Source organism: Hydrogenophaga sp. (assembly GCF_031426985.1).
In the GTDB taxonomy this organism is placed as follows: Bacteria; Pseudomonadota; Gammaproteobacteria; order Burkholderiales; family Burkholderiaceae_C; genus Hydrogenophaga.
The window spans coordinates 1-25,999 of the sequence record NZ_JASJOY010000224.1; the positions used below are offsets into that span (position 1 = coordinate 1).

Here is a 25,999-nt window from a genome sequence, read left to right on the forward strand (position 1 = left end):
GGCGCGGTCGTCGTCCTTGGTGGCGGTGTTGTCCTGGGTGCCATCGTTCTTGAAGATGGCGCCGGTGCCGTCGTCCTTGACGGTGGCGGTGCCCACATCGTTGGTGCCAGCAGTGTTGGTGGCCGTCAGCGTGAAAGTCTCGCCGTTGTCGATGGCCGCTTCCTGCTCGGGCGAGAGGGCGGTGCGCACCAGCAGCGTGCCGGTGCTGTCCAGGGCGATGGTGCCGCTGGTGTAGGCGACCCAGGCCGAGCCGTCGTAGACCTGCAGGCCGGAGAGGCCGGTGGCGGTGCCATCGGCCAGGCTCAGGGATGCGAGCTGACCGGCAGCGCCGCTGACGGTGAAGACCGCGTAGGGCGAGCCCTCGTTGACGGTGATGTCGCTCACGCTCAGGGCGCGGTCGTCGTCCTTGACGGCCGATGCATTGTTGGCGCCAGCGTCGTTGGTGGTGCTGGTGTCGATGGCGCCGGTGATGAGGCCGGTGCCGTTGTCGATGATGCCCGCGTGGCCGGCGGCCGAGGTCGCGGTGCCGTCGTTCACCACCAGTTGCAGCTGTTCCATGCCTTCGTAGGGCGAGTCGCTCTCGGCCGTGATGTCCACCGCCACGAGGACGGTGCTGCCGGTGGCGGTTATGGTGGCGCCTGCGGTGTAGGACTGCCAGGTGGCACCGCCGTCGAGCGAGGTCCAGATCGGTTGGTTGGTCAGGGCCGAACCGTCGACCGTGCCGGTGGCGTTGTTGCCGCTGGCGGCAACGTCGCGCACGTCGAGCACCAGGGCTTGCCCGGCCGTGACGGTCACGGTGAACACGGCACGGGGCGAGGCTTCGTTGTAGGTGTCGCCGCTGACCACGGGTTGCTGGCGCACGGTGATGTTGAAGCTGTCTCGGTCCAGTGCGTTCTGGTTGTCGTAGGCGGTGATGGTGACCGATGCCGTTCCGCTGAATCCCGCTTCAGGGGTGAAGCGCAGGGTGTCCAGGGCGGCCCTGATGTCGGTCTGCGAGCCCTCGATGGTGATGGCCCCGTCGACCACGGTCACAGTGGCCGGGCCGCTGTAGCTTTGAAGGTTCAGTGTGCCGTTGGTGGCAGTCAGGGTCACGCTGGAGAGGTTGCCGTCGACGTCGGTGACATCCAGGGCGCCGATGCTCAGGGCGGTGCCATAGTCGGTGGACAGGCCGCTGGGGGTGCTGTTGACGGGCGCCTCATTGGCGCCGATCACCTCGACGGTCAGCTTGGCCGTGTCGGACAGTGTCCCGCCATCGGTGACGCGGTAGAAGAAGTCCTCGGTCAGGCGTTCGCCCGCCTTGAGCCCGCGCACGGTGCTGTCGGCCGTGTCGACCGCATACGTGTAGCTGCCGTCTGCGTTGATCGTGAGCGTGCCGTACGAGCCGGTGATGTCCGCACTGCCCGACGAGAGGGCGGCCAGGCCAGCCTCCGTGCTGCCGGCCTGGGTGACGGTCTTGGTGTCGCTGGCATCCACGTCCGTGTCGTTGGTCAGGACGTTGCCCGTGCCAAGCGCGGCTTCGGTGGCCTGTCCCACGTCGTCGGTGGCCACCGGCGCGTCGTAGTTGCCGTTGATGGTGATGCTGAGATCGGCCCAGTCGATGCCGGTGGTGACGGTGTTCTCCACCGCGTAGCCGAACACCTCGGTCAAGGTCTGGCCGTCCTTGAGCGTCTCGACGGCCGGCAGGCTGTTGTCGACGACGTAGCGGTAGCTGCCGTCGCTCTTGACGTAGAGCGCACCGTAGCGCCCCGTGATCTGGGCGTGGTAGGTGACGCCGTCATAGATGACATCGGTGACCGACGCGAGGGTCGATGCACTGCCATCGGCCGGGGAGATCACGCGGGAAACAAAGTTGCTCCCGCTGGTGTTGGCCGTGGGCTCCGCACCCAGGTCCATCGTGCCCTGGGCGTCGGGCACCTGTTCGCCGTTTGCCGTGCCGCCGTGTTCGGTGGCGCTGGTGGAGGTGCCGCTGACCGTCGGATCGAGGTCACCGGAGCCCGAAACCAGGATGGTCAGGGTGGCCTGGCTTTGTGCACCGGCCAGATCCTGCATCGTGTAGCGGAAGGTGTCGACACCGTCGGCGCCGTTGGCCAGCAGGCCGTCGGGGTCGGTTGGGGTGTAGATGTAGTCGCCGTTGGCCGAGAGTGCCAGCGTGCCGTAGCGGCCGGTGAGGGTAGTGCCGATGGCCGCCGAGAAGGTCAGGGGGCTGTTGGCGATCACCGCAGTTTGGCTCAGGCGGATCTGGGTGACGGTGCCGTCGACGGCGTAGGTGATGTCCGTCACCGTGGTGCCTGCCGTCAGGCCAGCACCGCTGACGCTCATGCCGATGGCGATAGTGCCGCTGGTGGCGCTGGTGCCGCTGATGTCCACGAGGTCGGTCGGAACGGCGGAAATACCGGTGATCGTCGCGGTTTTGTAGTTTCCGGTGGTCAGGCTGCCGCTGAAGCCCAGGGTTTCCGTGCCGGTGAGGGTGGCGTTGGAGATCTGACCCGAGAGCTGCACGCTGGTGCCGTTGGACACCACGGTGATGGCGACGCCGTTCTCGTCCAGCAGCACCGTGCCCCGGCTGCCGGCGTTGTCCAGGAAGACGTAGTCGCCGGCGGAGATGGAGGGGGACACCGACGAGAGCTGGAGGATGGAGTCGGAGGGACTGTTGCCTTGTGCCGTGGCCCCCAGGCCGGTGATCACGTGGGTTTCGCCGTACTGGTCGATGTCGCTGTCGTTGGTGAGCACGTTGCCCGTGGCCTGGATGCCCACCGGATCGCTGCCGGTGTACTGGGTACCGTCGGTCAGCAGGGATTCCTTGGCGTAGTCGGTGTCGTCGTTGGCGTCCGGGTTGTCGTTGTGGCCGCCGATGGAGATGTTCAGGCTGGCGACATCGACGCCGCCGTTGGAGCTGACGATCTCGTAGCTGAAGGTCTCGGTCAGCGTGTCGCTGGTCGTGCGCAGAGCCTGCACATCCGGGTGGTCGTTGTTGACGGTGTAGACGTACTGGCCGTCGGCGCCGACGATCAGGCTGCCGTAGCGCCCGACCACGGTGGCGTAGTCGTTGCTGCTGGCGTCGTAGCTGGTCGAGGTCGACGAGCCGGTAGCCGGTTGGTCCGACTGACCGCTGAGCGTGCTGCTGACCCTGGTCACGCTCAGGTCGCCGGCGCTGCTGCTGACCAGGGTGCCGCCGCTGGCCGAGTAGTTGGCTGTGCCGCCGCTGTCGTTGGTCAGCAGGTTGCCGTTCGCCTGCGCGTCGACCGGGACCGTGGTGTTGTTGACACCGCCGCTTTCAAGGGCTGTGTCGGTGTCGTTGCTGGCGTCGATGGCGGTCTGGGTGCCTCCGAGCAGGGCATTGAGCGCATCGTCCACCGGGTCGCTGCTGGTGCGCACCACGGAGTCGGTGGCGAACAATGTGGTGGCACCGCTGACGCCGAGGTCGATCACGATGGTTGTGTGAGGGGTGCCGTCGGCGGTCGTCTCTCCGTCGTCGTACTGGTAGAACTGCAGGCCCTCGACCCGCGAGCCGGTTTTGACCAAGCGGCTGATTTCGCCCCGGAAGCTGGTCACCACCGCGTTGCTTGAATTGATGGCGTAGAGCGTGCCGACCACGTTGTTGCCCGAGAAGATCGGGTCAGAGGCTGGGTCGGAGGTGTAGAGGTACTTGACCGCACCCACGTCGGCGCCAACCAGGCCCATCAACTGCAGGTAGTTGCCTTCCAGGTCGGCGGTGGCGGTGCCCAGGGCGGCCGCGTTCTCGGCGAAATACGCCATCCTGGAGAACAGCAGCGATGCCAGCTCCAGCTCGACCGGCTGGCCGTCCATCTCGATCACGACATGGTCGTTCTCCACGGCCATGCGGCTGAAGTCATCGGCCGAGAGCTGCTGCTGCAGCACGAGATGGGCAAACGTCTCGCCTTCATCGCCGAGGCTGTCTTTTCCTTCGTTCAGCAGGTTGTCCAGGTAGTGGCCATATTCCTCCAGCACCACTGTCTGGATGGCTTCGACCGAGGTCTGCTGGCTTTCCACCCAGTCACGGTTCAGGTAGATGACCGGGGCCCCGGCGGGGCCCGACGAGGCGAAAGCGCCGAAGGCGCCCAGGAGCTCGTTGTGCTCGCGCAGTTCGACCGACACCGTGGCTTCGCCGGATCGGATGTCCTGCAGTGCCTGCAATGTCCGGCTGTCTGCCGTGCCCGTGCTGCTGTCCTGCGGGGCAAACACGCCCGTCACGTCCGCCACCGCTTCGGCGCTGCCGGCCCAGCTCAGCAGCGTCTGTTGTGCCGCTGCCAGCCCCTGCTCCAGCTTGCTGTTCCCGGCGTCGGCGTCGCCCGCGGCCAGCGCGAACAAGGCCTCTTCGCCCGTGGTGCTTGCCACGGCGACGGGGGTGCCGGCGTTGATCGAAGCGTCCGCCAGGGGCGCCACATCGGGTGCCGTCGTGTCCTGTGTGGCGATCTCGTGGTCGCCGGATGCCAGCACGGCGGTGGCGTCCACGACGGCCGCACCGTCGAACATGAAGCGCTGCTCCAGCGCGATGGGAGCGGCCTTGCGCCGCACCAGACGGGAGGCCTGCGTCACGGCAGAGAGGGTCAAGGGAGCTTTGTCGTGGACGGTTTTCTTCATGGAAGTCTCAGTTTTTTGTTGCGGCGGGGACGATCACGCGCCCGCTCATGCCGGCGATCAGTTCCGGGAATCGGCCGTCGATGGCCGCGGCCACCTTGATGGACTGGCTGACCGGGTCCACGCGCGCACCGATGCGCGTGAAACGCGCGGGGTAGGTCTTCTGTGTTTCGTCGATCTGGACCTGCAGCTGCCCCCCGGCCTTGAGCCAGGCCAGCCAGCGCGAGGGCACCAGAAACTCCAGTTCCAGCACACTGTCGTCGATGATGTCCAGCAGCGCCTGGCCGGGTTGCACGTACTGCTGCTCGCGCACCTTCTGTTCGGCCACACGGCCGGCGAACGGGGCGCTGACGCTGCACTTGCCCAGCACGGCCTGGTTCGCCCCCACTTCGGCGCGGGCCTTGCTGCGTGACGAGCGGGCCAGCTCCAGTTCCAGCCGGCCGCCCGCGTTCAGCTCCACCAGGCGTTCGTTGGTCTTGAGCGATTGTTCGGCGCCATCCAGCTCGGCCTTGGCCTTGGCCAGCTGGGCCTGCTGCAGGGTGCAGTCGAAGCTGACCAGCAACTGGCCCGCCCGGAAGGCGGCGCCTTCGCTGACGGGCAGGCGGCTGATCTTGGCGCCGATTTCGGCCGCCACCGTGGTGTAGCGGCGCGGCGTCAGCTGGGCGCGGATCTCGCGCTCGGCACCCGCACCGCGGCTGGCCACGTCGGCGGGGGCATTGACTGGGACGGGCGCTTTGGGGGCCACGGCCGTCTGGGCCGTGGCGGCGCTGGCGCAGGCCAGCCCCATGAGCAACGACAGCAGACCTGGACGGAAGGGGTGCGGCGTGTTCACTTATTTGCTCTCGCTCAGGCTTTGCCAGGGGTTGTTCTGGCCTTTGACCTGCGTGCTCAGGTCGTTCAGGCTCAGCTCATCGGTGCTGCCGATGCGCGGCTCGATGCCCAGCTGGGCCAGCAAGCGGCTTTCGGCCACCTGGACCTGGGCCATGGCCTGGTAGCGGCGCAGCAGGCTGAGGATGGTGGCGGTGTCGTTGCTCACGCGTTCGAGCTTGCTGCCCGCCTGTGCGTTTTCGCGCAGGCGGCCAAGCTCGGTGATGCGCTGGTCGGTGGCGTACATCTCTTCCGAGCGTTTGAACTGGCTGCGGGCGTTGATCAGCTGCAGGCGCACCAGGTGCACCTGGGTCAGCACCGCCAGCTGCGTGGACATGCGGCGCTGGTCGGCCAGGGCCACACCCGCCTCGGCGAGCTTTTTCTGGGCCGGGCCGGTGAGCAGGTTCATGAAGTTGAACGACAGCTGCAGTCCCGCTTCCTGCCAGTTGCGGTCCACCAGGAACTTGTCCGAGTCGTAGTTCAGGCTGTAGTTGAACGACAGGTTCGGGAACATGCGCGCCATCACCTTGTGCGTTTCGTCGCGGGCGATGCGGGCGTTGTAGTGGGCCTCGCGCAGCTCGGCGTTGTTGCGCAGGGCGACCTCTTCGAGCTTCTGCACCGGCAGTTTCACCACGTGGTCCGAGCTGGCGGGCAGTTCGGTTTCGGCGATGGCAATCGGCTGGCCCAGCGGCGCGTTGATCAGGCTGGCCAGGTCGAGCTGGGCCGACAGCAGTTCCTGGTTGATGGCTTCGAGCAGGCGCAGGTTTTCGAGCAGCTGGCGCTGGAAGCGCAGCGCTTCCAGCGGGTTGCGCACGCGCTCGGTTTCCACCTTGCGCGAATCGGTCAGGGCCTCTTCGGCCAGCACGATGGTGCGTGCCACGTCGTCACGCAGCTTCTGGGCGCTGGCGGCGCGCCAGTAGGCGGTGCGCACATCCTGCATCAGCAGGTGCATGGCCTTGCGCCGCTTTTCCGAGGCGATCAGCACCCGGTCGGCCTGCTGGCGGGCGTTGTAGCGACCGACGCCGTAGTCCAGCAGGCTCCAGGTCACGCCCAGGTCGAGGTTGGTGTGGTCGGGGGCGGCGGAGAACGACGAGCCCGTGCTGGTGGGGCCGAAGGTGGGACTGAAGGGGGAGCTGAACGTGGCCCGCTCCACGCTGCGGTTGTTGTAGCCGGCCTGTGCCATCAGCTTGGGCAGCAGGTCGAACTGGTTCACGTCCAGCTGGCGCAGGGCCATGGCCTCTTCGAGCAGGCGGGCCCGGCGGTCCAGGTTGTACTTGAGGGCCCTGGCCATGGCCTCATCCATCGTCAGGGGGCCCTTGATGGGCTCGACATCCCGCCGCATGGCGGCGCTGTCGGCGGCATTGGTTTGCGCAATGTCGGTTTCGGACAGGGGGGCGGGGGTGATGCTCGCGCAGGCCGTCAGACTGAGGACGGCGGCCGCCAGCAGGCTGGCCGAAACGAGGGTGAGGCGGGGGCGTTGGGCGGTGGTCATGGTCATGAATGGGCGGTTGGGGTTGTCGAGATCATCGGCAGATCGCACCAGCGCATGAGGCCGAATTGGGGGGCGATCACCCCCCAAACGGACCGGTTTCGCTGGCAGCGTGTGTTTGTGCACGCTGCCCGGCGGCGCCGGTGCCGCGGTGCGCTCTCAAGTCGGTTCGGCTCCGGCCGATAAGCACACAGGGTCGAGCCATCACGACGCAGGTGTGATGTCTGGATATTATTGATAGAAATAAAAAAAATATAAAAAAAACTAAAAATGGCAAAACAGAGAGGCTTTCGATGGCGGTCTGTGTGGGTCGTCACGGCCTGGGCGCTCGGCGTCGCGCTGCTGGCGGCCGCCGGCCTGTTCTGGCCCGCCGGCCCGGTGGACCACGTGGTGGCCAGGTCCTGGGCCCTGGCGGCCGATGACCTTCCCGCCGACCCGGCGGCCGAGCAGCCCATGGGCGAGGTGCTCAGCGCGGGCTACGGCCACGAAACCGTCTGGGTGCGGTTGAGGGTGGACCCTGGCCTGACCCGCGATCGCGCGGGCGAGGCGCTGCTGCTGCGCATCCGGCCGGGCTATCTGGACGACATCGTGGTGTTCGATCCCCTGGCGGGCGGCGCGCCGATCGGCCCCGTGGGGGACCGCCACCCGCTGGCCGCGCAGGCCCGACCGTCCACCGTGTTCAACCTCGCGCTGGCGCCGGGCGAGCAGCCGCGCGAGATCCGGGTGCGCCTGCGTTCGCAGAGCACCCGCCTGGCCCATTTCGAGGTGCTGCGCGAGCACGACCTCTGGCGGGCCGACGCCCATTCCACCGTCTGGGGGGCCCTGTACCTGGCGGCCCTGACCACGCTGCTCGTGTGGGGTGGGGCCCAGCTGCTGGTGCGCCGCGACGCGCTGGCCGTCAGCTTCATCGCCCTGCAGGCCGCGTCATTGGCCTACGGCGCCTGCAGCCTGGGGTTTCTGCACCTGTTCGTCGCCCCGGGTGCCGACGTGCTCTGGATCGACCGGCTGACCAGTGTCATGGCCATCACCGCCACCGGCGCCGGCTTCGCCTTCAACGCCTTGTTGCTGCGCGAGATGCAGATGCCCCGCTGGGGCCGCTGGCTGGCGCTCGGTGGCCTGTTGCTGTTTCCTGGCCTCTTGGTGCTGCAGGCCGTGGGCCACACCGTGCCGGCCCTGCGGCTGAACATGCTGCTCGTGTTGCTGGGGCCGGTGGTGTTCCTGCTGATGGCGCTGGCCTCCCCGCTCGGCATTGCCGGCCAGCCGGTCGGCGATGCCCCGGCCGCGCGGCGCCTGGGTCTGGCCTATTTCTGGCTGTCGCTGCTGCTGACGGTGGTGGCCGCGCTGCCCGGGCTGGGCCTGGTCGGTGGCGGGCGCAGCAGCCTCTACATCATCATGCTGCACGGCGTGGTGTCCGGCCTGCTGATGCTGGCCATGCTCACCTACCGGGTCTATGGCCTGCTGCAGCAGCGCGAACTGCTGGCGGCCGAGGCGGGCTACAACCGGCGCGAGGTGGTGCGCGAAAAAGCTTTCCGCCAGGACCGCGAGAAGCTGCTGGCCATGCTGGCCCACGAGCTCAAGACGCCCCTGGCCACGGTGCGCATGCTGCTGGGCACGCTGGGTCTGGCGCCGCAGGCGCTGCGCTCGGCACAGGCGGCGGTGGCCGACATGAGCGGTGTCATCGAGCGCTGCCTGCAGGTGGGGCAGCTGGACGACGGCGCCCTGCGCGTGGCCAGCCAGCCCTGCGATCTGGCCGAGCTGGCCACCCGCGTGGTGCAGGCCCACCCCGCCCACGCCCGCATGGCGCTGGCGGTGCCCGCGGCCGCCCCGGTGTGCAGCGACCCGCAGTTGCTCGAAACCGTGCTGCGCAACCTGGTGGACAACGCCGCCAAATACAGCCCGCCCGACAGCGCCGTGCGGCTGGACCTGCAGGCCCCGAGCGGTGGCGGCGTGGAACTGACCGTGCGCAACACCGTCGGGCCGGCCGGCAGACCCGACCCGGACCGGGTGTTCACCAAGTACTACCGCCATGCGCAGGCACGGCGCTGGACCGGTTCCGGCCTGGGCCTGTACCTGGTCAACGGGCTGGTGCAGACCCTGGGCGGCCGGCTGCGTTATGTGGACGAAGGGCCGGGCGTTGCGTTTGCGCTGTGGCTGCCCTTGGCGGCGGATCGGGAGACGGTATGCGGGTGATGCTGGTCGAAGACCACGACGGTTTGCGCGAGGCCACCCTGGCGGTGCTGCAGGCCCATGGTTTCGATGCCGTGGGGGTGGCCAGCGCCGAAGAGGTGGAGGACACCCCTTTGCAGGTGCGGCCCCAGCTCTATGTGCTCGATCTGTGCCTGCCCGGTGAAGACGGTCTGGCCCTGGCGCGCCGCCTGCGCACCGCGCAGCCGGGCGTGGGCATCGTCATGACCACGGCCCGCACGGCCGTGAACGACCGGGTGCAGGGCTACGGGGCGGGCGCCGACATCTACCTGCCCAAGCCGGTGGACCCGCTGGAGCTCATCGCCGCCCTGCGCTCGCTGGCGGCGCGGCTGGGGCAGCGCAGCGGCGCGGCCCTGGCGCCGCCGATGCTGCTCGATACACAGGCCCGCACCCTCCATGGTGGTTCGGGCACGGTGCGGCTGTCGGATTCGGAGGCGCGCATGCTGGCCGCCATGGCCTGCGCGCCCGAAGGCATGCTCGAACGCTGGCAGGTGGCGGTGCACTTCGGCGCCAGCGAGGCCGACATCAGCCCCGACAGCCTGCAGAACCGCATTTCGCAGTTGCGCAAAAAAATGGCCGCCTGCCTGGGCGGGGTCGAGTGCATCCGGGCCGTGCGCAAAGAGGGCTACAAGCTCTGTGTGCCGCTGCGGGTGAGCTGAGGCCGGGCGGGCTCCTCGGGGCATGGCGTTGGCCGCACCGACGGGGCGGCTGGCCAAAGAAAAACCCCTGCAGCTTGCGCTGGCAGGGGTTTCGTATTTGGTGGCGATAGGTGGACTTGAACCACCGACATCAGCATTATGAATGCTGCGCTCTAACCAACTGAGCTATATCGCCGAAGCCGCGCATTATAGACCTAAAACGCGGTGGCTTTCAAGCCCCCCTCGTTCAAGCGTGTTTGAAGACGGCGGCGCGCTTGTTCACAAACGCGTCCATGCCTTCCTTCTGATCTTCGGTGGCGAACAGCGCGTGGAACAGGCGGCGCTCGAACATCACGCCGTCGGCCAGGCCGCTTTCAAAGGCGCGGTTGACCGATTCCTTGGCCGCCATCACCGCCAGCTGCGAGAACTGGGCGATCTGCAGCGCCGCGCCCAGGGCCTCGTCCATCAGCTTGTCCAGCGGCACCACGCGGCTGACCAGGCCGGCGCGTTCGGCCTCGGTCGCGTCCATCATGCGGCCGGTCAGCGCCATGTCCATGGCCTTGGCCTTGCCCACCGCGCGCGGCAGGCGCTGCGTGCCGCCGGCGCCGGGGATGACGCCCAGCTTGATCTCGGGCTGGCCGAACTTGGCGTTGTCGGCCGCGATGATGAAGTCGCACATCATGGCCAGCTCGCAGCCGCCGCCCAGCGCGAAGCCGCTGACGGCCGCGATGACGGGCTTGCGGATGCTGCGGATGGTCTCCCAGTTGCGGGTGATGTAGTCGCCCTTGTAGGCGTCGGCAAAGCTGTACTTGGCCATGGCGCCGATGTCGGCACCGGCGGCAAAAGCCTTCTCGCTGCCGGTCACGATCGAGCAGCCGATACCGTCATCGGCATCGAAGGCCTTGAGGGCGGCGCCCAGTTCGTCCATCAGCTGGTCGTTCAGGGCGTTGAGCGCCTTGGGGCGGTTCAGGGTGACGATGCCCACACGGCCTTCGGTGCGCACGGTGATCAGTTCGGGGGAGGCGGCTTCGCTCATGGGGTTCCTCGGGTGGTGGGGGATGATTGACGTAAACGTCAACTATAGCGGGCGGTGCGAAGCGCAGCCACCCCAGGGAAAACATTAACCGACCGATGGGTCGGTTAATGGTAGATTGGCCATCAAACCCCAGAACAGAGCGCTGCCGGAGCGTGGCGCCAGGAGACACACACCCATGAACGCCCCCGCCCCGGGCGCCGCCGTGCTCTACGAAGCCCGCGGTGCCGTTGCCCTGCTCACCCTCAACCGACCCGACGCCCTCAACAGCTTCACGCGCCAGATGCACCGCGAACTCTGGGCCGCGCTGGACCGCGCCGAGGCCGACCCGGCGGTCCGGGCGCTGGTCATCACCGGCGCCGGCCGCGGTTTCTGTGCCGGGGCCGATCTGGCCGAGTTCGACTTCGAGCCGGGGCCGGACCTCGTGAAACGCGCCGACCCCGGCCCGGTGATCGACCAGGCCTTCAACCCGACGGCGCGGCGCATCCAGTCGCTGCGTTTTCCGGTGATTGCCGCCGTCAACGGCGTGGCCGCGGGCGCGGGCGCTTCGCTGGCCATGACCTGCGACATCGCCATCGCCGCGCCCGGCGCCAGCTTCATCCAGGCCTTCAGCAAGATCGGCCTGATCCCTGACGCGGGCGGCAGCTGGTTCCTGGTCGAGCGGCTGGGCTTGGCGCGCGCGATGGCGCTGGCCATGACCGGCGACAAGCTGCCCGCCGCGCAGGCCAAGGAGTGGGGAATGATCTGGGACGTGCAGGACGACCCGCTGGCCGCCGCGCTGGCCATGGCCGAAAAACTGGCCGTGATGCCGACCCAGGCCCTGGTCGCCACCCGCGCGCTGCTGCGCGACGCGTCCACCCGCACGCTCAACGAGCAGCTCGACGCCGAGCGCGACACGCAGTCGGCGCTGGGCCGCACGCACGACTACATCGAAGGCGTGATGGCGTTCCGCCAGAAGCGTGCGCCGCAGTTCAAGGGGGAATGAGCATGACGCAGCGATCCGACGCCGGGCCGCCCCAAGGCGGATCAGCCCCCTCGGGGGGCAGCGAACCACGCGCAGCGGGGAGCGTGGGGGCCTTTGCACGCGCCGCCAAGGTCGGCGAGACCATGTTCGCCGTCGACGTCGCCAGCAAGGACACCATGGGCATGGAGCTGCTCAGCGTCGAGCCCGGCCGGGCGGTGATCCGCATGGCGGTGCGGCCGCTGCACCTCAACGGCCACCAGATCTGCCACGGCGGCTTCATCTTCACGCTGGCCGATTCCACCTTCGCCTTCGCTTGCAACAGCCACAACAAGAACGCCGTGGCGGCCGGCTGCAGCATCGAATTCCTCAAGCCGGCCCACGCGGGCGACGTGCTCACCTGCGAAGGCGTGGAGCAGACCCTGCAGGGCCGACACGGCATCTACGACATGAAGGTCAGCAACCAGAAGGGCGAGGTGGTGGCCATGTTCCGCGGCAAGAGCGCGGTGATTCCCGGTCAGGTGTTTCCCGAAGAGGAGGGCGCATGAACCACTTTCCGCTCGAACCGATCGAGAAGGCCAGCGTCGACGAGCTGCGCGCGCTGCAGCTCAAGCGCCTGCAGGCCACGCTGCGCCATGCCTACGCCAATTCGCCGGTCTACCGCCGCAAGTTCGACGAGGCCGGTGTGCACCCGGACGACTGCCGCTCGCTGGCCGACCTGGCGAAATTCCCCTTCACCACCAAGAAGGATCTGCGCGACAGCTACCCGTTCGGCATGTTCGCGGTGCCACGTGAAAAGTGCGCGCGCATCCACGCCAGCAGCGGCACCACCGGCAAGCCCACGGTGGTGGGCTACACGCTGAAAGACATCGACACCTGGTCCACCGTGGTGGCGCGCAGCATCCGCGCCAGCGGTGCGCGGCCGGGCGACATGGTGCATGTGAGCTACGGCTACGGCCTGTTCACCGGCGGCCTGGGCGCGCACTACGGCGCCGAGAAGCTGGGCCTGACGGTGGTGCCCTTCGGCGGCGGCCAGACCGAGCGCCAGGTGCAGCTGATGCAGGACTTCCGGCCCGACATCATCATGGTCACGCCCAGCTACATGCTGGCGATTGCCGACGAGTTTCAGCGGCAGGGCATCGACCCGCGGAACAGCAGCCTGCGCATCGGCATCTTCGGCGCCGAACCCTGGACCAACGACATGCGGCTGGCGATCGAGCAGCGCATGGCCATCGACGCGGTCGACATCTACGGCCTGTCGGAGGTGATGGGCCCGGGCGTGGCCAACGAGTGCGTGGAAACCAAGGACGGCCCGACCATCTGGGAAGACCACTTTTATCCCGAGATCATCGATCCCGAGACGGGCGAGCCGGTGGCCGACGGCGAGATGGGCGAGCTGGTCTTCACCAGCCTGACCAAGGAGGCGCTGCCCATCATCCGCTACCGCACGCGCGACCTCACGCGCCTGCTGCCGGGCACGGCGCGCACCATGCGCCGCATGGAAAAAATCACCGGCCGCAGCGACGACATGATGATCGTGCGCGGCGTCAACGTGTTCCCGACGCAGATCGAAGAACTGATCCTGCGGCGCCCGGAACTGACCGCGCACTACCAGTGCGTGCTCACGCGCGAGAACCACATGGACTGCCTCACGGTGGCGGTGGAGACGCGGCCCGGCCTGTCGCCCGAGAGCATCGAGGCGCGTGCCGCGGCCGAGCTGCTGCGGCACGAGATCAAGGTGTTTGTGGGCAGCTCGGTCGAGGTGCAGCTCAAGCCCGAAGGTGGCGTCGAGCGCAGCCAGGGCAAGGCCAAGCGGGTGGTGGACAACCGCCCCCGGTGATGGGCGTCAGGCCGCTGGCGCCAGCCAGCGCGCCAGCAGCCCGGCGTCGCCCACCGTCAGCCGCACCGCCTGGGTTTCCACCGGCCAGTCGAGCACGCAGCGCAGCAGGCGCCGGTCGCGCGAGACGAGGGCGGTCAGCCGCGGGCGCTGGCCGCGCAGCTGGGCCACGTCGTCGAGCTTCATCACGCGCCAGCTTTCAGCCTCTGCCCCGCGTCTGGCGGGTGCGAACTCCACGCCCAGCCATTCGTCCCCGGCGGCCATGCCGGCGGCTTCGGCGGCGCCACCGCGCAGCACGTTTTTGAGCGTGAGCCCGCCCGATTCGCCCACGCGCAGGCCCAGTTGCTGGGCCAGGGGTGCCTTGTCTTGCTGCACCTTGGCGCCTTGCGGGGCCAGCAGATCCAGCACCGGCAGATCGCCGGTGCCGTGCACCCAGTCGCGCAGTTCGCGGTCAAAAGCGCGCCCCCCCAGGCGCTTGAGCGCGCGGGCAACGTCGGCTTCCTTGATGGGGCCGCCGCCGCTGCGCGCCCAGAGTTCGCGCATCACATCGTCCAGCGTGCTGCGGCCCTCGGCGCGCAGCGTGAGGTCCAGGCACAGCGCCACCAGCGCACCCTTGGTGTAGTAGCTCACCGTGGCGTTGGGCGTGTTTTCCTGCACGCGGTAGTACTTGAGCCAGGCGTCGTAGCTGGCCTGGGCCACGCTCTGCACCCGCTGGCCGGGCGTCTGCTGCACCTGGTTGTAGGTCTTGGTGACCAGGGCCAGGTAGGTGGCGTCGTCGATCAGGCCGGCGCGGCGCAGGAACAGGTCGTCGTAGTAGCTGGTGAAGCCTTCGAAGAACCACAGCAGTTCGGTGTGGTTCTCGGTGTCGTAGTCGTAGCGCGCGAACTCGGCCGGCCGCAGGCGCTTGACGTTCCAGGTGTGGAAGTACTCGTGGCTGATCAGGCCCAGCAGGGTGGTGTAGCCGTCGGTGGCTTTCAGGGCTGCGGGTTTTTCGTCCTTGACGAGGGTTTTGGGCAGGTCGCTGCGCTGCGCGATCAGGGCGGTGCTGTTGCGGTGTTCCAGGCCGCCGTAACCGTCGCCGCTGGCGTTCAGCATGAAGACGTAGCGCTCGAACGGCGGCTTCTGGTCGCCGTGCCAGAAGCGGATCTGTGTTTCGCAGATGCGTTGCGTGTCGGCCAGCAGGCGGTCGAAGTCGACCCAGCCGCCGGCGCCGCTGACCACGAAGCGGTGCGGCACGCCGCAGGCTTCGAAGGCGCCGCTCCAGAACGTGCCCAGTTCCACCGGGCAGTCGGCCAGTTCGTCGTAGTGCGCGGCGGTGTAGCGGCCCACGCCGGCGGCGTCCACGTCCAGCGCGCTCAGGCCGGTGGCCACCTGCCAGCCGGCGGGCAGGCCGTCGGCGGCGATGTCCAGCGTCTGCGGCTGGTCTTCCTGGCCGATCACGCGCAGGCACAGGCTGGTGGCGTTGAAGAAGCCGCGCGTGCTGTCGAGGAAGGCGGTGCGCACGGACGCGTCGAACGCGTAGACCTCGTAGTGCAGGGTCAGGGGCTGGGCCGGGTCGGCGTCGGCCTGCCAGCTGTTTTTGCTGAGCTGGCGCAACGGCACCGGCTCACCGCCCTGGGTGGCGCGCAGGTGCTGCAGGTGCTGGGCGAATTCGCGGATCAGGTAGCTGCCGGGAATCCACACCGGCAGGGCCAGGCGCTGGCGCGCCGCCGGCCGGGCGATGGTCAGCGTGACGGCGAACAGGTGGGCCTGCGTGCTCTGCACCGCCACGCGGTAGAGCACGCCCGGAACGTCGGTGCTGGCGGCGCGGCGGCGGCCAGCGCTGGGTGCGCGCGTGCTCACAGCGCCCCCGCGCCAACGAAGCAGCTGACCGCTGCGATGGCCGAGAGCCGGAAGCGCAGCGTGAGCCAGGCCTGCAGGCCGGCGCGGGCGTAGAGCGTGCGGTCGGCCAGGTAACACAGGATCAGCAGGAAACCCAGCCAGGCCAGGCCCGCAAAAGCCGGCATGAGCAGACCGGGCCAGGCCAGCAGCGAGGGCACGATGCCCCAGAGAAAGTGGTTGCGCTGCGCGTGGTGGGCCGCCGCGGCGCCGCCCGCGTGGCGCCCGGCCAGCCAGCCAATGCCCCAGTGGATGCCGCCCAGAAAGGACGCGATCAGCGCCGCGTAGGCCGCCAGCGCGATGGCCACCCAGGCCTGCAGATCAACCTTGACCAGCCAGAGCAGGGCGGCCAGCAGCACGAAGGGGATGAGCCCCGCGTGGCCCAGGGTGCGGATGAGAGCGGTGTCGTTCGGGTCGTGCAGGGGGGCGCTGGCGGTGGCGGTCATGAGGGGTCAGACGGTGTGAATGCGTCGGGCGAGCCCGAGCGGGGTGTGCAGGGCGCGCCAATCAAGGCGCAAAGCACAGCCATAGCTTGGGCTATGGCGCGCATTTGCAACGAAGAGTGGCACGGCCTGCGCGCCACGAGCGGGTTTGCAGGATTCGTTCACACCTTCTTATGGTTTGGCTTCGGTCAGGAATTTTTCAACACGGTCGGCGCCGATGGCGCCGGGCACGCGCGTGCCGTCGGCAAAGATCATGGCCGGCGTGCCGGTGATGCGGATCTTTTTGCCGTACTCGAAGTTGCGCGCGACGGCCGCGGTGTCGCAGCTGGCTGCGGGTGGGGTCACGTCCCGGACCATCCAGTCCAGGAAGGTCTTGCCCTTGTCCTTGGCGCACCAGATGTTGCGCGACTTCTCGCCCGAGTCGGCGCTGAGGATGGGGTAGAGGAACACGTGCACCGTCACGTTGTCCACCTTGATCAGGTCGCGTTCGAACTTCTTGCAGTAGCCGCAGTTCGGGTCCTCGAACACGGCCATCTTGCGCTTGCCATTGCCGCGCACGATGGTGAAGCTGTCCTTGAACGGCAGGTCCTTGAAGGCCACGCCGGTGAGTTTTTCCACGCGCTGCTCGGTCAGGTCGGCACGGGCCTTGGTGTCGATCAGCGAGCCCTGGATCAGGAAGTCGCCTTTTTCGTCGGTGTAGAAGATGTCGCTGTGGTTGATGCGCACCTCGTACAGACCGGGCATGGGGGTCTTGCTGACCTCGTCGATCTTGGGCAGGTTGGGCAGGCGCTCGGCCAGGTTCTTGCGGATGGCGGCTTCCTGCGCCGCGGCCCCCAGGGACAGGGCGGCCAGCAGGGCCAGGAGGGTGGTGCGGATCGTTTTCATGGATGCGGCCCGAGGGCGTGAAGGAAAAACAAAATGCGGACTCAGCCCGCGTGCCCCATGGCCTGGCGGGCCAGCCAGTGTTTGAGCGGGCCGAGGCGGTCCACACCGCTCAGGCCCCAGTTGCGCAGCGCCTGCACACGGCTGTCGGTCTGGTTGAACAGGCCGAACAGCCCGTCGGTCAACCAGCCCATGGCGCTCACGTCGGCCTGCCGCGCCCGTTCGTAGCGGCGCAGCAGCCGCGGGTCGCCCAGCTCGCGCCAGAACTCGCGCGCGTGCAGCACCCGGGCCAGTTCGGCGGCGTCGGCCAGGCCGACGTTCAGACCCTGTCCGGCCAGCGGGTGCATGGCGTGGGCGGCGTCACCGGCCAGCACCACGCCGCCGCCACTGGCGCTGCGGGCGATCCAGCGCTGCGCACGCGAGAGTTCCAGCGGCCAGGCCTGTGCAGGGCTTTCCAGCGCCATGTCGCCCAGGGCCTGCCCGCAACGCTCCTGCACGGCCTGCACCAGTGCCTGGGGTTCGGATGCGGTCCACGCATCGGCTTGCTCAGCCGGGACAGACCACACCAGGGCCACAGAGTTCCCCTGCGCGCCCTCCAGCGGCAGCAAAGCCAGGATTTCGCCGTGGTGGAACCACTGCCGCGCCACGCCACCGTGCGGCTGGGCGCAGCGCAGGCGCGCGGCCACGGCCTTGTGCGGGTAGGGGCGCACTTCGTAGTCGATGCCCAGTTCCGCCCGGGTGGCGCTGCGCCGGCCTTCGCAGATCACCGTCAGCGGCGCATGGGTGGGCGCCTCGTCCAGGCAGGTGATGCCGGCCTGGAAATGCACCGCATGGGCCAGGCGCTGTTCCAGCGCCGGCACGTCCACGATCCAGCTCAGCGCCTCGGTGCCCTGTTCGGCGGCCGAGAAGTGCAGCGCGCCGGAGCCGTCGCCGTGCACCGCCATGCCGGTCACGGGGGTGACGGCGGGCGCGGTGTCGGCCGCCTGCGGGGTGGCCGACGGGCCTTCGGGCCAGGCGCGCACCGAGTGCAGCAGTTCGCGCGCGGCGGTGTTGAGGGCGTAGGCGCGCACATCGGGGCCGGCGCCGGCCGGGCGGGGCGGGCTCACCAGAGCCACCTTCAGGCGGTCGCGGGCCAGCAGCAGGGCCAGGGTCTGGCCGACGATGCCGGCGCCGCGCACGACCACGTCGAATCGCTGGCGGTGGGCGGTCTGGGAGGGGTGGGAGGACATGGGGGGATTTTAGGAGGTGGGCACAATCGCCTGGTTGCCCTCCCACCATACCCCCGCCCCATGAGCCACCCCGTTCCCGACGCCGATGTGCAGGCCACCATCGCCCAGCTGTGGATCCACCCGGTCAAGTCCTGCGCCGCCGTGTCGGTGCAGGAAGCCGAGCTGACGCCGACCGGCCTGGCCTGGGACCGCGCCTGGATGGTGGTGGACAGCCAGGGAGCATTCGTCACCCAGCGCGAATTGCCGCGCATGGCGCTGGTCCAGCCGTCGTTCAAGCTCGGGCAGCTGGTGCTGCGGGCGCCGGGCATGCTGGCCCTGCACCTGTCGCTGGAAGCGGCCGAGTTCCCGCGCCGCGTGCGGGTGTGGGACGACGCGGTGGACGCCTGGGACATGGGCGACCTGGCGGCGCAGTGGTTCAGCGACTTTCAGGGCCCAGACGCGCCGGCCGATCTGAAACAGCTGCGTCTGGTGCGCTTCGACCCCGAGGTCAAGCGCCTGTGCAGCGCCAAATGGACCGGCGGGCGCGAGTCGGTGACCCAGTTTGCCGACGGTTTTGGCGTGCTGGTGGCCAGCACCGCGTCGCTGGACGAACTGAATACTCGGCTGGCCAAGGCGGGGGAGGCGCCGGTGGACATGCGGCGCTTTCGGCCCAACATCGTGCTGGGCGGGGTCGAGTCGGCCGACGAAGACCGCATTGGCGCCTGGCGCGTGCACACCGAAGGTGGCGTGGCGGCGCTGGAGAACGTCAAGCCCTGTGCGCGCTGCCCCATCCCCAACATCGATCCGGCCAGCGCCACGTCCACCCCGGCCGTCGGCGACGCGCTGCAGACCTACCGGCAAGACCCGCGCCTGAACGGCGCCATCACCTTCGGCATGAACGCCATCGTGCTGGCGGGCGACGGGCTGGTGCTGCGGGTGGGGCAGCCTGTCACCGCCGACTGGAATTTCGGATGACGCGTGTGGCCCCCACGCTCCGCCGCTGATGCGGGTCGCTGCCCCCCGAGGGGGCGCTGTCCGGCTTGGGGCGGCCCGGCGCCGGACGGGGCGGGCCCCCACGCTCCGCCGCTGATGCGGGTCGCTGCCCCCCGAGGGGGTGCCGTCCGGCTTGGGTCGGCCCGGCGCCGGACCGCCCGCCCCGTAAAATCCCCGGTTTCCCCGATCGATCCGAAAGCCCCCCATGAGCCTCCAATGCGGCATCGTGGGCCTGCCCAATGTGGGCAAGTCCACCCTTTTCAACGCCCTGACCAAGGCCGGCATCGCCGCCGAGAACTACCCGTTCTGCACCATCGAGCCCAACACCGGCGTGGTGGAGGTGCCCGATCCGCGCCTGCAGCAGCTGGCCCAGATCATCACGCCCGAGCGCATCGTGCCGGCCATCGTGGAGTTCGTGGACATCGCTGGCCTGGTGGCCGGTGCCAGCACCGGTGAAGGCCTGGGCAACAAGTTCCTGGCCCACATCCGCGAGACCGACGCCATCGTCAACGTGGTGCGCTGCTTCGAAGACCCGAACGTGATCCACGTCGCCAACAAGGTCGACCCGATCGCCGACATCGAGGTGATCCAGACCGAGCTGTGCCTGGCCGACCTGGCCGCGGTGGAAAAAGCCATCCACCGCGTCAGCAAAGTGGCGCGCGCCGGTGACAAGGATGCGATCAAGCAGCTGGCCATCCTGGAGAAGTGCCAGACCGCGCTGAACGACACGCAGCCGGTGCGCACCATCGACTTCAGCAAGGAGGAAGCGGCCCAGCTCAAGCAGTTCTTCCTGATCACCGCCAAGCCCGCCATGTTCGTGGCCAACGTGTCGGAAGACGGTTTCGAGAACAACCCCTTCCTCGACCGCCTCAAGGCCTTTGCCGCCAAGCAGAACGCCCCCGTGGTCGCCATCTGCGCCAAGATCGAGGCCGAACTCTCCGAGATGGACGACGCCGACCGGCTCGAATTCCTCCAGGAACTGGGCCAGGACGAACCGGGCCTGAACCGCCTGATCCGCGCCGCCTACCAGCTGCTGGGCCTGCAGACCTACTTCACCGCCGGTGTGAAGGAAGTGCGCGCCTGGACCATCCACGTGGGCGACACCGGCCCGCAGGCGGCCGGCGTGATCCACACCGACTTCGAGAAGGGCTACATCCGCGCCCAGACGATTGCGTTCGAAGACTTCATTCAGTTCAAGGGCGAGCAGGGCGCCAAAGACGCGGGCAAGATGCGCGCCGAAGGCAAGGAATACGTCGTCAAGGATGGCGACGTGATGAACTTCCTGTTCTCGTCCTGACCCGCGCCATGTCCGACACCGGCCGGCCCGAACCGCAACGCCTGGCCAAACGCCTGGCCGCCCAGCTGCCCTGCTCGCGCAGCGACGCCGAGAACTACATCGCCGGCGGTTTTGTCCGGGTGGACGGTGTGGTGGTGGAGGAGCCGATGGCGCGCGTGCGCGACGAGCAGGCGGTCACGCTGGACCCCAAGGCCAAGCTGGAGTCGCTGGCCTCGGTGACGCTGATCTGGCACAAGCCGGCCGGCCATGCGCTGCCCGACCTGTCGCCGACCGCGCCCCACCTGCCGGATGCGCTGGCCGCCCAGTGGTTCGCGCCCGCCCACCGCTTCAAGGCCGACCGCTCGGGGGTGCGCCCGCTCAAGGCGCACCTGCACAAGCTGCTGCCCGTGGCGCCGTTGGGCGACCTGTCCAGCGGCCTGATGGTGTTCACGCAGAACCCCGGCGTGGCGCGCAAGATGACCGAAGACGCCCACCAGCTGGAGCACGAGTGGCTGGCCGATGTGGCGGCCGATCCCGCGCTGGACGACGAGGCCCGGCGCGAGGCGGTGTTGCAGTCGCTCGGTCAGGCGCTGTTTTTTGACGGCTGGGCCGTGCCCAAGGCGCGGGCCAGCTGGCAGAGCGAACACCGCGTGCGCCTGGCGATCAAGGGCAACCGGCCGGGGCAGGTGGCGCACCTGTGCGAACGCGCGGGCCTGCAGCTCACCGACCTGCGCCGCCTGCGCCTGGGCCGCATCTCACTGGCCGCGCTGCCGGTGGGGCAGTGGCGTTACCTGCTGGGTTACGAACGCTTCTGAGGCACCCGCAGAGGCACGGCAGGCCCCAGGCGCCTGCCCGGGGCCCGCACCCTTGCCGCTTCAGCTGACCGCGCAGCTGAAGCTGCTGGCCTGGGTGGTGTCGCCGCTGCCCTTGTACTTGGGAAAGCGGGGGAAGGGGCACAGCGGCCGCTCGAACGTGCCGGCGTCGGACGTGCCGGTGGCCACGAGCTGGTCGGGGGCGATGCCTTGCTCCACCCAGTCCACCAGGGCGGTGATCAGGTCGGCCCTGGCCGCGCCCGGGCCCGTCAGGTCGTGTCCCACACCCGGCGACGTGACAAAACGCGCGAAGCGATCAAACGTGGTGCTGCCGCTGTTCTGTCGCACCTGGTCCAGGTAGGCAGCGGTGCGGTAGACCGAGACGCAGGTGTCGGCCATGCCGTACCAGACCAGCAGCTTGCCGCGCTGGCCGAAGCGGCCCAGGTCGGTGGAGGGCTCCATGGTGTTGGCCAGGGCCTGCCACTGCGTGGGCATGCCCAGCGGGTCGTGGTTCATGGAATCGGCCGACCCGGAGCCCGTCAAAGCCTGGATCACGGAGGTCGGTGCGATGTAGCTGAAGCCCTTGCTCAGGAAACCGCCGTCGTACTCGAAGCCAAAGGCGTAGACCTGCCAGTCGCCGGTGGCCGCGCCGCCGCGACCGTAGCGCTCATAACCGGTCATGCCGTTGGCCAGGGTGAGGGGCACGGTCTTGTCGGCGTAGTTCAGCCGGATGGCTTCGATCTGGCCCGTGGTCAGGCAGCGGTCGTCCTGCGCGCCGGCCACATCGTCCGCGCATTGCAGATCGGTGGGCACGTAGGTGCAGGCCTCGACGTTGCCGATGATGCCGTCGGCCAGACCGTCCAGCCCGTCGCAGGCGGCGATCTCGGCGGCGGCGTACAGGGCCGACTTGCCGGGGCTGATCCAGTTCGCCTGCGTGGGCACACCGGTGTCCGGGCTGCCGTCGGCGTTGCGGCCGTAGATCCAGCGGTTGAACGGGCCCATGTTGACCTGGTGGGCCTGCTGGCTGATGGCCGGGGACATGGCCAGCACGCCGTCGTAATCGTGAGGGTAGCGGTCGGCGGCGATCAGGCCCGAGCGCCCGCCGTTGGAGTGGCCCACCATGTAGCGCCGCGTGGGCGCCTTGCCGTAGAACTGGGTGGCGATGTGCGTGCCCACCTGCAAGGCCAGGTGGTTGGCTTCCTGGGCGTGGTTCAGCAGGGCCGCGGGGTCGGTGCCCCAGGAGAAATCTTCCGTCTGGTGGCCCGAGTCGGAGCTGATGCGCACGAACGGCAACGCCGCGTCGCTCTGCACGTACTTCACGTGCCAGGGGTCGTCGGTGGGCATGAAGCCGTCAAAGCCCCCGCCGCCCAGCGTCATGGTCTTGCCGTTCCAGTCGGTGCCTTCCGGCAGTTCCACGGCCCAGTGGATGGTGGAGCCCGGGCCGGACACGATGGTGCCGCGCACGATGCAGGCCCGGGGCAGGGTGATGGCCTCCCCGGTGCCGTAGTGGGTTTCGGTCACGGTCTGGCGGTTCCGCAGCTCGGTGCGCTCGAACGTCGCGTTGACCGGCAGCTGGCTGGGCACATACGCCGCACACGACTGGGCCAGCGGCCGGGCGGCGGGCGGCGCCGGCGTGCCGTTGCCGCCGCAGGCGGCGAGCCCGAGGGTGCCGAGCAGAGCGGCGGTCAGGGTCCGGGAGCGGATGCCTTGGGGCGGGGCGGGGTTTATGCTGGACGGGTGTTTCATCAAAGTGCTTCCTTGCAAAGAGGTGATCGCTCGCGCACCGCCGGGCAGATCGCGTCATCTGACCCGGTGCGACGGGCGAGGCCCATGCTAGGAAGCGGGTGGGGCGGCGTCTTGTACGCCACGGGGAACCGGGGGTAATCACCGATGCAAGGCGGACATGCGATTCCCGGGGTGGTCTATCTGGGCCGCGACTGGCTGCTCTACGCCGATCCCGATCTGCGGTTCAACCTGTCCCAGAACGTGGCGCCGGCGCTGGTGTTCGGGCCGACGCAGGGACCCGCCACGCTCACCCTGCGCGACGGCGCTCAGGTCTGCGCCCCGGTGCTGTTGCACGCCTGTGGTGCCTGGAGTGGCATGGCCCGGCGCAGTGCGCTGGCCTTTCTGTACGTCGACCCCTTGTCCGATGTGGGTGCCGGCCTGCAGCAACGCGCACAGGCCAGCGTGGTGCCGTGGCCCGATGCCGACCTGATGCAACGCCACGGCATGGACCTGCAAGACCTGTGCGGCGGCCAGGTGTCCGCGGCCCAGGCCGGGCGCTGGGTGGCCGGGGTGCTGGCCGATGTGGCGGGCCTGTCCGGTGGTGCGGCCCGCATGGACCCGCGGCTGGCCGGCCTGCGGGAGCGCCTGCACCTGCGTGGCGAGGGGCGTGCGGACCCCGCGGTCCTGGCCGGTGCGCTGGGCTTGTCGGCCGAACATGTGCGCAAGCTGTTTCGGCAGCAGGTGGGCATGACCCTGTCGAGCTACCAGTCGTGGGTGAGGCTCTACCAGGTGGCGGCGAGCGCATGCGATGCCCACCACAGCGGCCTGCCGCACAACGCGTCGGAACTGGTCAGCGCCGGGGGCTTCTACGACGCCTCGCACGCCTCGCGGGCGATCCGGCGTTACTTCGATCTGTTGCCCACCGAGATGCTCGCGCCCAAAGCTTTCGTGGATTGCCGCGGGTCGGTCTGATGCGACCGCCTCAGGCGGGGTTCGGCCCTGCGGCGGGCGACGGCGAACGCTTCTGAACCCGCGCGGCGTGCCAGCTCAGCGCCATGGCCGCCAGCATCAGCACCAGACCGAACCAGTGCAGCTGGCGCATCAGCCCCTGCGCGATGAGGCCACCGCCCAGCGCCGCGCCCAGGGCCTGCCCGCCGTAGATGGCCGAGGTGTTGAGCGCGACCGTGGCCGGCGCCAGGGCCGGGGCCATGTGCACCAACCGCGCCTGCTGGGCCGAGTTGGCCGAGAAGCAGCCCAGCGCCCACGGAATGAGCACCAGCGCCTGCAGCCCGATCAGGCCGGCGCCCAGCGGCCAGAGCAGCAGGGTCAGCGCCATGCCGCCCAGGGTGATGAGCACGGCGCGCGGCGGGCCCAGCCGGTCGATGCGGCGCGAGACCAGCACATTGCCGGCGAGCCCGAACGCGCCGAACCACAGGAACAGCAGCGACAGCGCGCCCGCGCCCAGGCCCAGCACCTCCTGGTGGTAGGGCGCGAAATACGCAAACAGCGTGAACTGCCCGAAGGCCGAGAGCAGCGTCACCCCCACCGCCAGCATGAGCGCCGGTGAGCCCAGGGTCTGCGCCCAGGCCTGGCGCGACAGTGCGGCGGGGCGGATGCCGTCGGGCATGGCGCGCCAGACCCAGCCCGCCACGACCAGGGCCAGCACGGCCACCAGCGCAAAGGCCCAGCGCCAGCCGAACAGGCCGCCGATCCAGGCCGACAGCGGCATGCCCAGCACCGAGGCCACCGACCAGCCCAGGAACACGAAGGTGATGGCCCGACCTCGCTGCGCCGCGGGCACCAGCAGGCCCACGCAGGCCGCGGCCTGGGGCGTGAAGATGGCGGGCGGAATGACCGCCAGCACGCGCAGCGGCAGCAGCCAGCCGTAGCTGGGGGCGAAGGCGCTGATGCCCATGAACAGCGCGTACCAGAGCAGCGAGAGGGTGAGCAGGCGCCGCCGGTCCCAGCCCGCCACCAGGGTGGCGAACAGTGGCGCGCCCACGCCCATGAGGATGGCGGCCGCCGTGATGAGCAGGCCGGCCTGCGGAATGCTCACCTGCAGCGAGCGGCTGATGTCGTTGAGCGTGCCGGGCACCGCCATGACGCCGGTGCCGATGACGAAGTTGCCCACCATCAGCGCCCAGAGGCTGCGCGGCAGAGTGGAAGAGGTGGTTGGGTGGTCGGGCATGCGGTGTCCGTGGGGTGGCCGAGTATCCGTGCGGAAGCTCAGAGCGACAGTCCCCCCGGAAACACCCACAGCAAACCCCCGGTCATGGTGAGGTAGCGAGCGAACTTGCCGATGGCCATGTAGACCGCGCAGGGCCAGAGCGGGAACTTCAGCCAGCCGGCCACCGCGCACAAGGGGTCGCCCACCACGGGCAGCCAGGCCAGCAGGCAGGCCTTGGGGCCGAAACGTTCGAGCCAGTGCAGGGCGTGCAGCTCGGTGGGGCGGTGGCGTGCCCGGTCCACCGCGCGGTGGGCGCCGTAGCCGATGAACCAGCTGAACATGCCGCCCAGGGTGTTGCCGGCGGTGGCCACGAGGATGGCGGGCCAGAACAGATCGGGGTTGAGCTTGATCAGGGCAAACAGCGCGGGCTCGGAGCCCAGGGGCAACAGGGTGGCCGAGAGGAAGGCCACGACGAAGAGTGTGCCCAGACCGACCTCGGGCAGGGCGAGGGTGTGCAGCAGTGGGGTGATCCAGTCGGGCATCGGCAGGCGGTGGGGGTGAAGGTCTGAGCATATCGCCTGCTGAAAAAACAGGCAGATACAATGCCCCTCCCCGTTTCAGGTCTTGCCGCCGCACGGGGCCTCCCACTCCCTCCCCTCCACACCGAGTTCGACCGCGTCATGCAACTGGGTCCGTACACCCTGCCCAACGCCCTGTTTGTCGCCCCCATGGCGGGGGTGACGGATCGGCCGTTCCGCAAGCTGTGCAAGCGGCTGGGTGCGGGCTACGCGGTCAGCGAAATGGTGACCAGCCGGCCGGACCTGCAGGACAGCCTCAAGACCTCGCGCCGCGCCGACCACTCGGGCGAGCCGGGGCCCATCGCGGTGCAGATCGCGGGCACCGACGCGGCCATGATGGCCGACGCCGCGCGCTACAACATCGACCGCGGCGCGCAGATCATCGACATCAACATGGGCTGCCCGGCC

21 protein-coding genes and 1 tRNA gene are annotated in these 25,999 nt (G+C 69.1%); 10 read left to right on the top strand and 12 right to left on the bottom strand.

Going from position 1 to position 25,999, the window contains the following annotated elements; genetic code table 11:
- The 3 genes from RMP09_RS22580 to RMP09_RS22590 form a co-directional block, all read right to left on the bottom strand.
- The coding region (locus RMP09_RS22580; RefSeq protein ID WP_310568222.1) for a VCBS domain-containing protein at window positions 1-4,572 on the bottom strand (4,572 nt) is incomplete at its 3' end.
- Between the two features lie 37 nt (window positions 4,573-4,609).
- Window positions 4,610-5,431: an efflux RND transporter periplasmic adaptor subunit gene (locus RMP09_RS22585; protein WP_310568223.1), complete on the bottom strand. Its 822-nt coding sequence runs from the start codon at window positions 5,429-5,431 to the stop codon at window positions 4,610-4,612.
- On the bottom strand, window positions 5,432-6,958 hold the full coding sequence (locus RMP09_RS22590; protein WP_310568224.1) for a TolC family protein: 1,527 nt from the start codon (window positions 6,956-6,958) through the stop codon (window positions 5,432-5,434).
- Between the two features lie 300 nt (window positions 6,959-7,258).
- Between RMP09_RS22590 and RMP09_RS22595 the strand changes: the two genes are divergently transcribed.
- Together RMP09_RS22595 and RMP09_RS22600 are read left to right on the top strand one after the other, a co-directional pair.
- Window positions 7,259-9,145, top strand: coding sequence for an ATP-binding protein (locus tag RMP09_RS22595; RefSeq protein ID WP_310568225.1), 1,887 nt, complete (start codon window positions 7,259-7,261; stop codon window positions 9,143-9,145).
- A complete protein-coding gene (locus RMP09_RS22600; protein ID WP_310568226.1) occupies window positions 9,136-9,819 on the top strand; it encodes a response regulator transcription factor in 684 nt (227 codons plus the stop codon). Before RMP09_RS22595 ends, RMP09_RS22600 begins: the two co-directional genes overlap by 10 nt.
- Before the next feature lie 98 nt (window positions 9,820-9,917).
- Here the strand turns inward: RMP09_RS22600 and RMP09_RS22605 are convergent.
- Window positions 9,918-9,994, bottom strand: a tRNA-Met gene (locus tag RMP09_RS22605).
- A 51-nt stretch (window positions 9,995-10,045) separates the two neighbouring features.
- Window positions 10,046-10,834: an enoyl-CoA hydratase gene (locus RMP09_RS22610; protein WP_310568227.1), complete on the bottom strand. Its 789-nt coding sequence runs from the start codon at window positions 10,832-10,834 to the stop codon at window positions 10,046-10,048.
- A gap of 175 nt (window positions 10,835-11,009) precedes the next feature.
- Between RMP09_RS22610 and RMP09_RS22615 the strand changes: the two genes are divergently transcribed.
- The 3 genes from RMP09_RS22615 (at window position 11,010) to paaK (ending at window position 13,632) form a co-directional block, all read left to right on the top strand.
- Window positions 11,010-11,816 (top strand): enoyl-CoA hydratase-related protein, encoded by an 807-nt coding sequence (locus RMP09_RS22615; protein WP_310568228.1) that lies wholly within the window; start codon window positions 11,010-11,012, stop codon window positions 11,814-11,816.
- Between the two features lie 122 nt (window positions 11,817-11,938).
- Window positions 11,939-12,340 (top strand): hydroxyphenylacetyl-CoA thioesterase PaaI, encoded by a 402-nt coding sequence (gene paaI, locus RMP09_RS22620; protein WP_310568229.1) that lies wholly within the window; start codon window positions 11,939-11,941, stop codon window positions 12,338-12,340.
- Entirely contained in the window at window positions 12,337-13,632 is a 1,296-nt protein-coding gene (gene paaK, locus RMP09_RS22625; RefSeq protein WP_310568230.1) for a phenylacetate--CoA ligase PaaK, read from the top strand. The genes paaI and paaK overlap by 4 nt, the downstream gene beginning before the upstream one ends.
- 6 nt (window positions 13,633-13,638) lie before the next feature.
- Here the strand turns inward: paaK and RMP09_RS22630 are convergent, their stop codons facing one another.
- The 4 genes from RMP09_RS22630 to RMP09_RS22645 all read right to left on the bottom strand — a co-directional run bounded on the left by RMP09_RS22630 (window position 13,639) and on the right by RMP09_RS22645 (window position 18,061).
- Window positions 13,639-15,471 (bottom strand): M61 family metallopeptidase, encoded by a 1,833-nt coding sequence (locus RMP09_RS22630; protein ID WP_409559774.1) that lies wholly within the window; start codon window positions 15,469-15,471, stop codon window positions 13,639-13,641.
- Window positions 15,468-15,953, bottom strand: coding sequence for a DUF3429 domain-containing protein (locus RMP09_RS22635; protein WP_310568231.1), 486 nt, complete (start codon window positions 15,951-15,953; stop codon window positions 15,468-15,470). The genes RMP09_RS22630 and RMP09_RS22635 overlap by 4 nt, the downstream gene beginning before the upstream one ends.
- A gap of 168 nt (window positions 15,954-16,121) precedes the next feature.
- Window positions 16,122-16,835, bottom strand: coding sequence for a DsbC family protein (locus RMP09_RS22640; RefSeq protein ID WP_310568232.1), 714 nt, complete (start codon window positions 16,833-16,835; stop codon window positions 16,122-16,124).
- 41 nt (window positions 16,836-16,876) lie between these two features.
- The gene (locus RMP09_RS22645) at window positions 16,877-18,061 is read right to left on the bottom strand and encodes an FAD-dependent monooxygenase (protein ID WP_310568233.1); all 1,185 of its coding nucleotides are present in this window, start codon (window positions 18,059-18,061) and stop codon (window positions 16,877-16,879) included.
- Window positions 18,062-18,121: 60 nt separating this feature from the next.
- Here RMP09_RS22645 and RMP09_RS22650 point away from each other — a divergent pair, with 60 nt between their 5' ends.
- From RMP09_RS22650 to RMP09_RS22660, 3 genes are all read left to right on the top strand, one after another.
- Complete coding sequence (locus RMP09_RS22650; RefSeq protein WP_310568234.1) at window positions 18,122-19,015, top strand: MOSC domain-containing protein; 894 nt, start codon at window positions 18,122-18,124, stop codon at window positions 19,013-19,015.
- Between the two features lie 223 nt (window positions 19,016-19,238).
- Window positions 19,239-20,330, top strand: a complete 1,092-nt coding sequence (gene ychF / locus RMP09_RS22655; protein WP_310568235.1) for a redox-regulated ATPase YchF — start codon at window positions 19,239-19,241, stop codon at window positions 20,328-20,330.
- 8 nt (window positions 20,331-20,338) lie between these two features.
- On the top strand, window positions 20,339-21,124 hold the full coding sequence (locus RMP09_RS22660) for an RNA pseudouridine synthase (RefSeq protein ID WP_310568236.1): 786 nt from the start codon (window positions 20,339-20,341) through the stop codon (window positions 21,122-21,124).
- A 60-nt stretch (window positions 21,125-21,184) separates the two neighbouring features.
- Here RMP09_RS22660 and RMP09_RS22665 read toward each other — a convergent pair whose 3' ends face one another.
- Window positions 21,185-22,867 carry a tannase/feruloyl esterase family alpha/beta hydrolase gene (locus tag RMP09_RS22665; protein ID WP_310568237.1) on the bottom strand — a complete coding sequence of 561 codons (1,683 nt, stop codon included), beginning with the start codon at window positions 22,865-22,867 and terminating at the stop codon, window positions 21,185-21,187.
- Window positions 22,868-23,011: 144 nt separating this feature from the next.
- Here RMP09_RS22665 and RMP09_RS22670 point away from each other — a divergent pair, with 144 nt between their 5' ends.
- The gene (locus tag RMP09_RS22670; protein WP_310568238.1) at window positions 23,012-23,818 is read left to right on the top strand and encodes a helix-turn-helix domain-containing protein; all 807 of its coding nucleotides are present in this window, start codon (window positions 23,012-23,014) and stop codon (window positions 23,816-23,818) included.
- 10 nt (window positions 23,819-23,828) lie between these two features.
- On the opposite strand, the gene RMP09_RS22675 is transcribed toward RMP09_RS22670, so the two are convergent.
- Together RMP09_RS22675 and RMP09_RS22680 are read right to left on the bottom strand one after the other, a co-directional pair.
- Window positions 23,829-25,034 (bottom strand): MFS transporter, encoded by a 1,206-nt coding sequence (locus RMP09_RS22675; RefSeq protein WP_310568239.1) that lies wholly within the window; start codon window positions 25,032-25,034, stop codon window positions 23,829-23,831.
- A 38-nt stretch (window positions 25,035-25,072) separates the two neighbouring features.
- The gene (locus RMP09_RS22680) at window positions 25,073-25,555 is read right to left on the bottom strand and encodes a YqaA family protein (RefSeq protein WP_310568240.1); all 483 of its coding nucleotides are present in this window, start codon (window positions 25,553-25,555) and stop codon (window positions 25,073-25,075) included.
- Window positions 25,556-25,693: 138 nt separating this feature from the next.
- On the opposite strand from RMP09_RS22680, the gene RMP09_RS22685 reads away from it, so the two are divergent.
- The coding region (locus tag RMP09_RS22685; RefSeq protein WP_310568241.1) for a tRNA-dihydrouridine synthase at window positions 25,694-25,999 on the top strand (306 nt) is incomplete at its 3' end.

Coding starts and splice junctions, on each gene's coding strand:
- RMP09_RS22590 (WP_310568224.1), bottom strand. CDS start 6,958: ATGACCACCGCCCAACGCCCCCGCCTCACCCTCGTTTCGGCCAGCCTG.
- RMP09_RS22600 (WP_310568226.1), top strand. CDS start 9,136: ATGCGGGTGATGCTGGTCGAAGACCACGACGGTTTGCGCGAGGCCACC.
- RMP09_RS22610 (WP_310568227.1), bottom strand. CDS start 10,834: ATGAGCGAAGCCGCCTCCCCCGAACTGATCACCGTGCGCACCGAAGGC.
- RMP09_RS22615 (WP_310568228.1), top strand. CDS start 11,010: ATGAACGCCCCCGCCCCGGGCGCCGCCGTGCTCTACGAAGCCCGCGGT.
- paaI (WP_310568229.1), top strand. CDS start 11,939: ATGTTCGCCGTCGACGTCGCCAGCAAGGACACCATGGGCATGGAGCTG.
- paaK (WP_310568230.1), top strand. CDS start 12,337: ATGAACCACTTTCCGCTCGAACCGATCGAGAAGGCCAGCGTCGACGAG.
- RMP09_RS22635 (WP_310568231.1), bottom strand. CDS start 15,953: ATGACCGCCACCGCCAGCGCCCCCCTGCACGACCCGAACGACACCGCT.
- RMP09_RS22640 (WP_310568232.1), bottom strand. CDS start 16,835: ATGAAAACGATCCGCACCACCCTCCTGGCCCTGCTGGCCGCCCTGTCC.
- RMP09_RS22645 (WP_310568233.1), bottom strand. CDS start 18,061: ATGTCCTCCCACCCCTCCCAGACCGCCCACCGCCAGCGATTCGACGTG.
- RMP09_RS22650 (WP_310568234.1), top strand. CDS start 18,122: ATGAGCCACCCCGTTCCCGACGCCGATGTGCAGGCCACCATCGCCCAG.
- ychF (WP_310568235.1), top strand. CDS start 19,239: ATGAGCCTCCAATGCGGCATCGTGGGCCTGCCCAATGTGGGCAAGTCC.
- RMP09_RS22660 (WP_310568236.1), top strand. CDS start 20,339: ATGTCCGACACCGGCCGGCCCGAACCGCAACGCCTGGCCAAACGCCTG.
- RMP09_RS22665 (WP_310568237.1), bottom strand. CDS start 22,867: ATGAAACACCCGTCCAGCATAAACCCCGCCCCGCCCCAAGGCATCCGC.
- RMP09_RS22670 (WP_310568238.1), top strand. CDS start 23,012: ATGCAAGGCGGACATGCGATTCCCGGGGTGGTCTATCTGGGCCGCGAC.
- RMP09_RS22675 (WP_310568239.1), bottom strand. CDS start 25,034: ATGCCCGACCACCCAACCACCTCTTCCACTCTGCCGCGCAGCCTCTGG.
- RMP09_RS22680 (WP_310568240.1), bottom strand. CDS start 25,555: ATGCCCGACTGGATCACCCCACTGCTGCACACCCTCGCCCTGCCCGAG.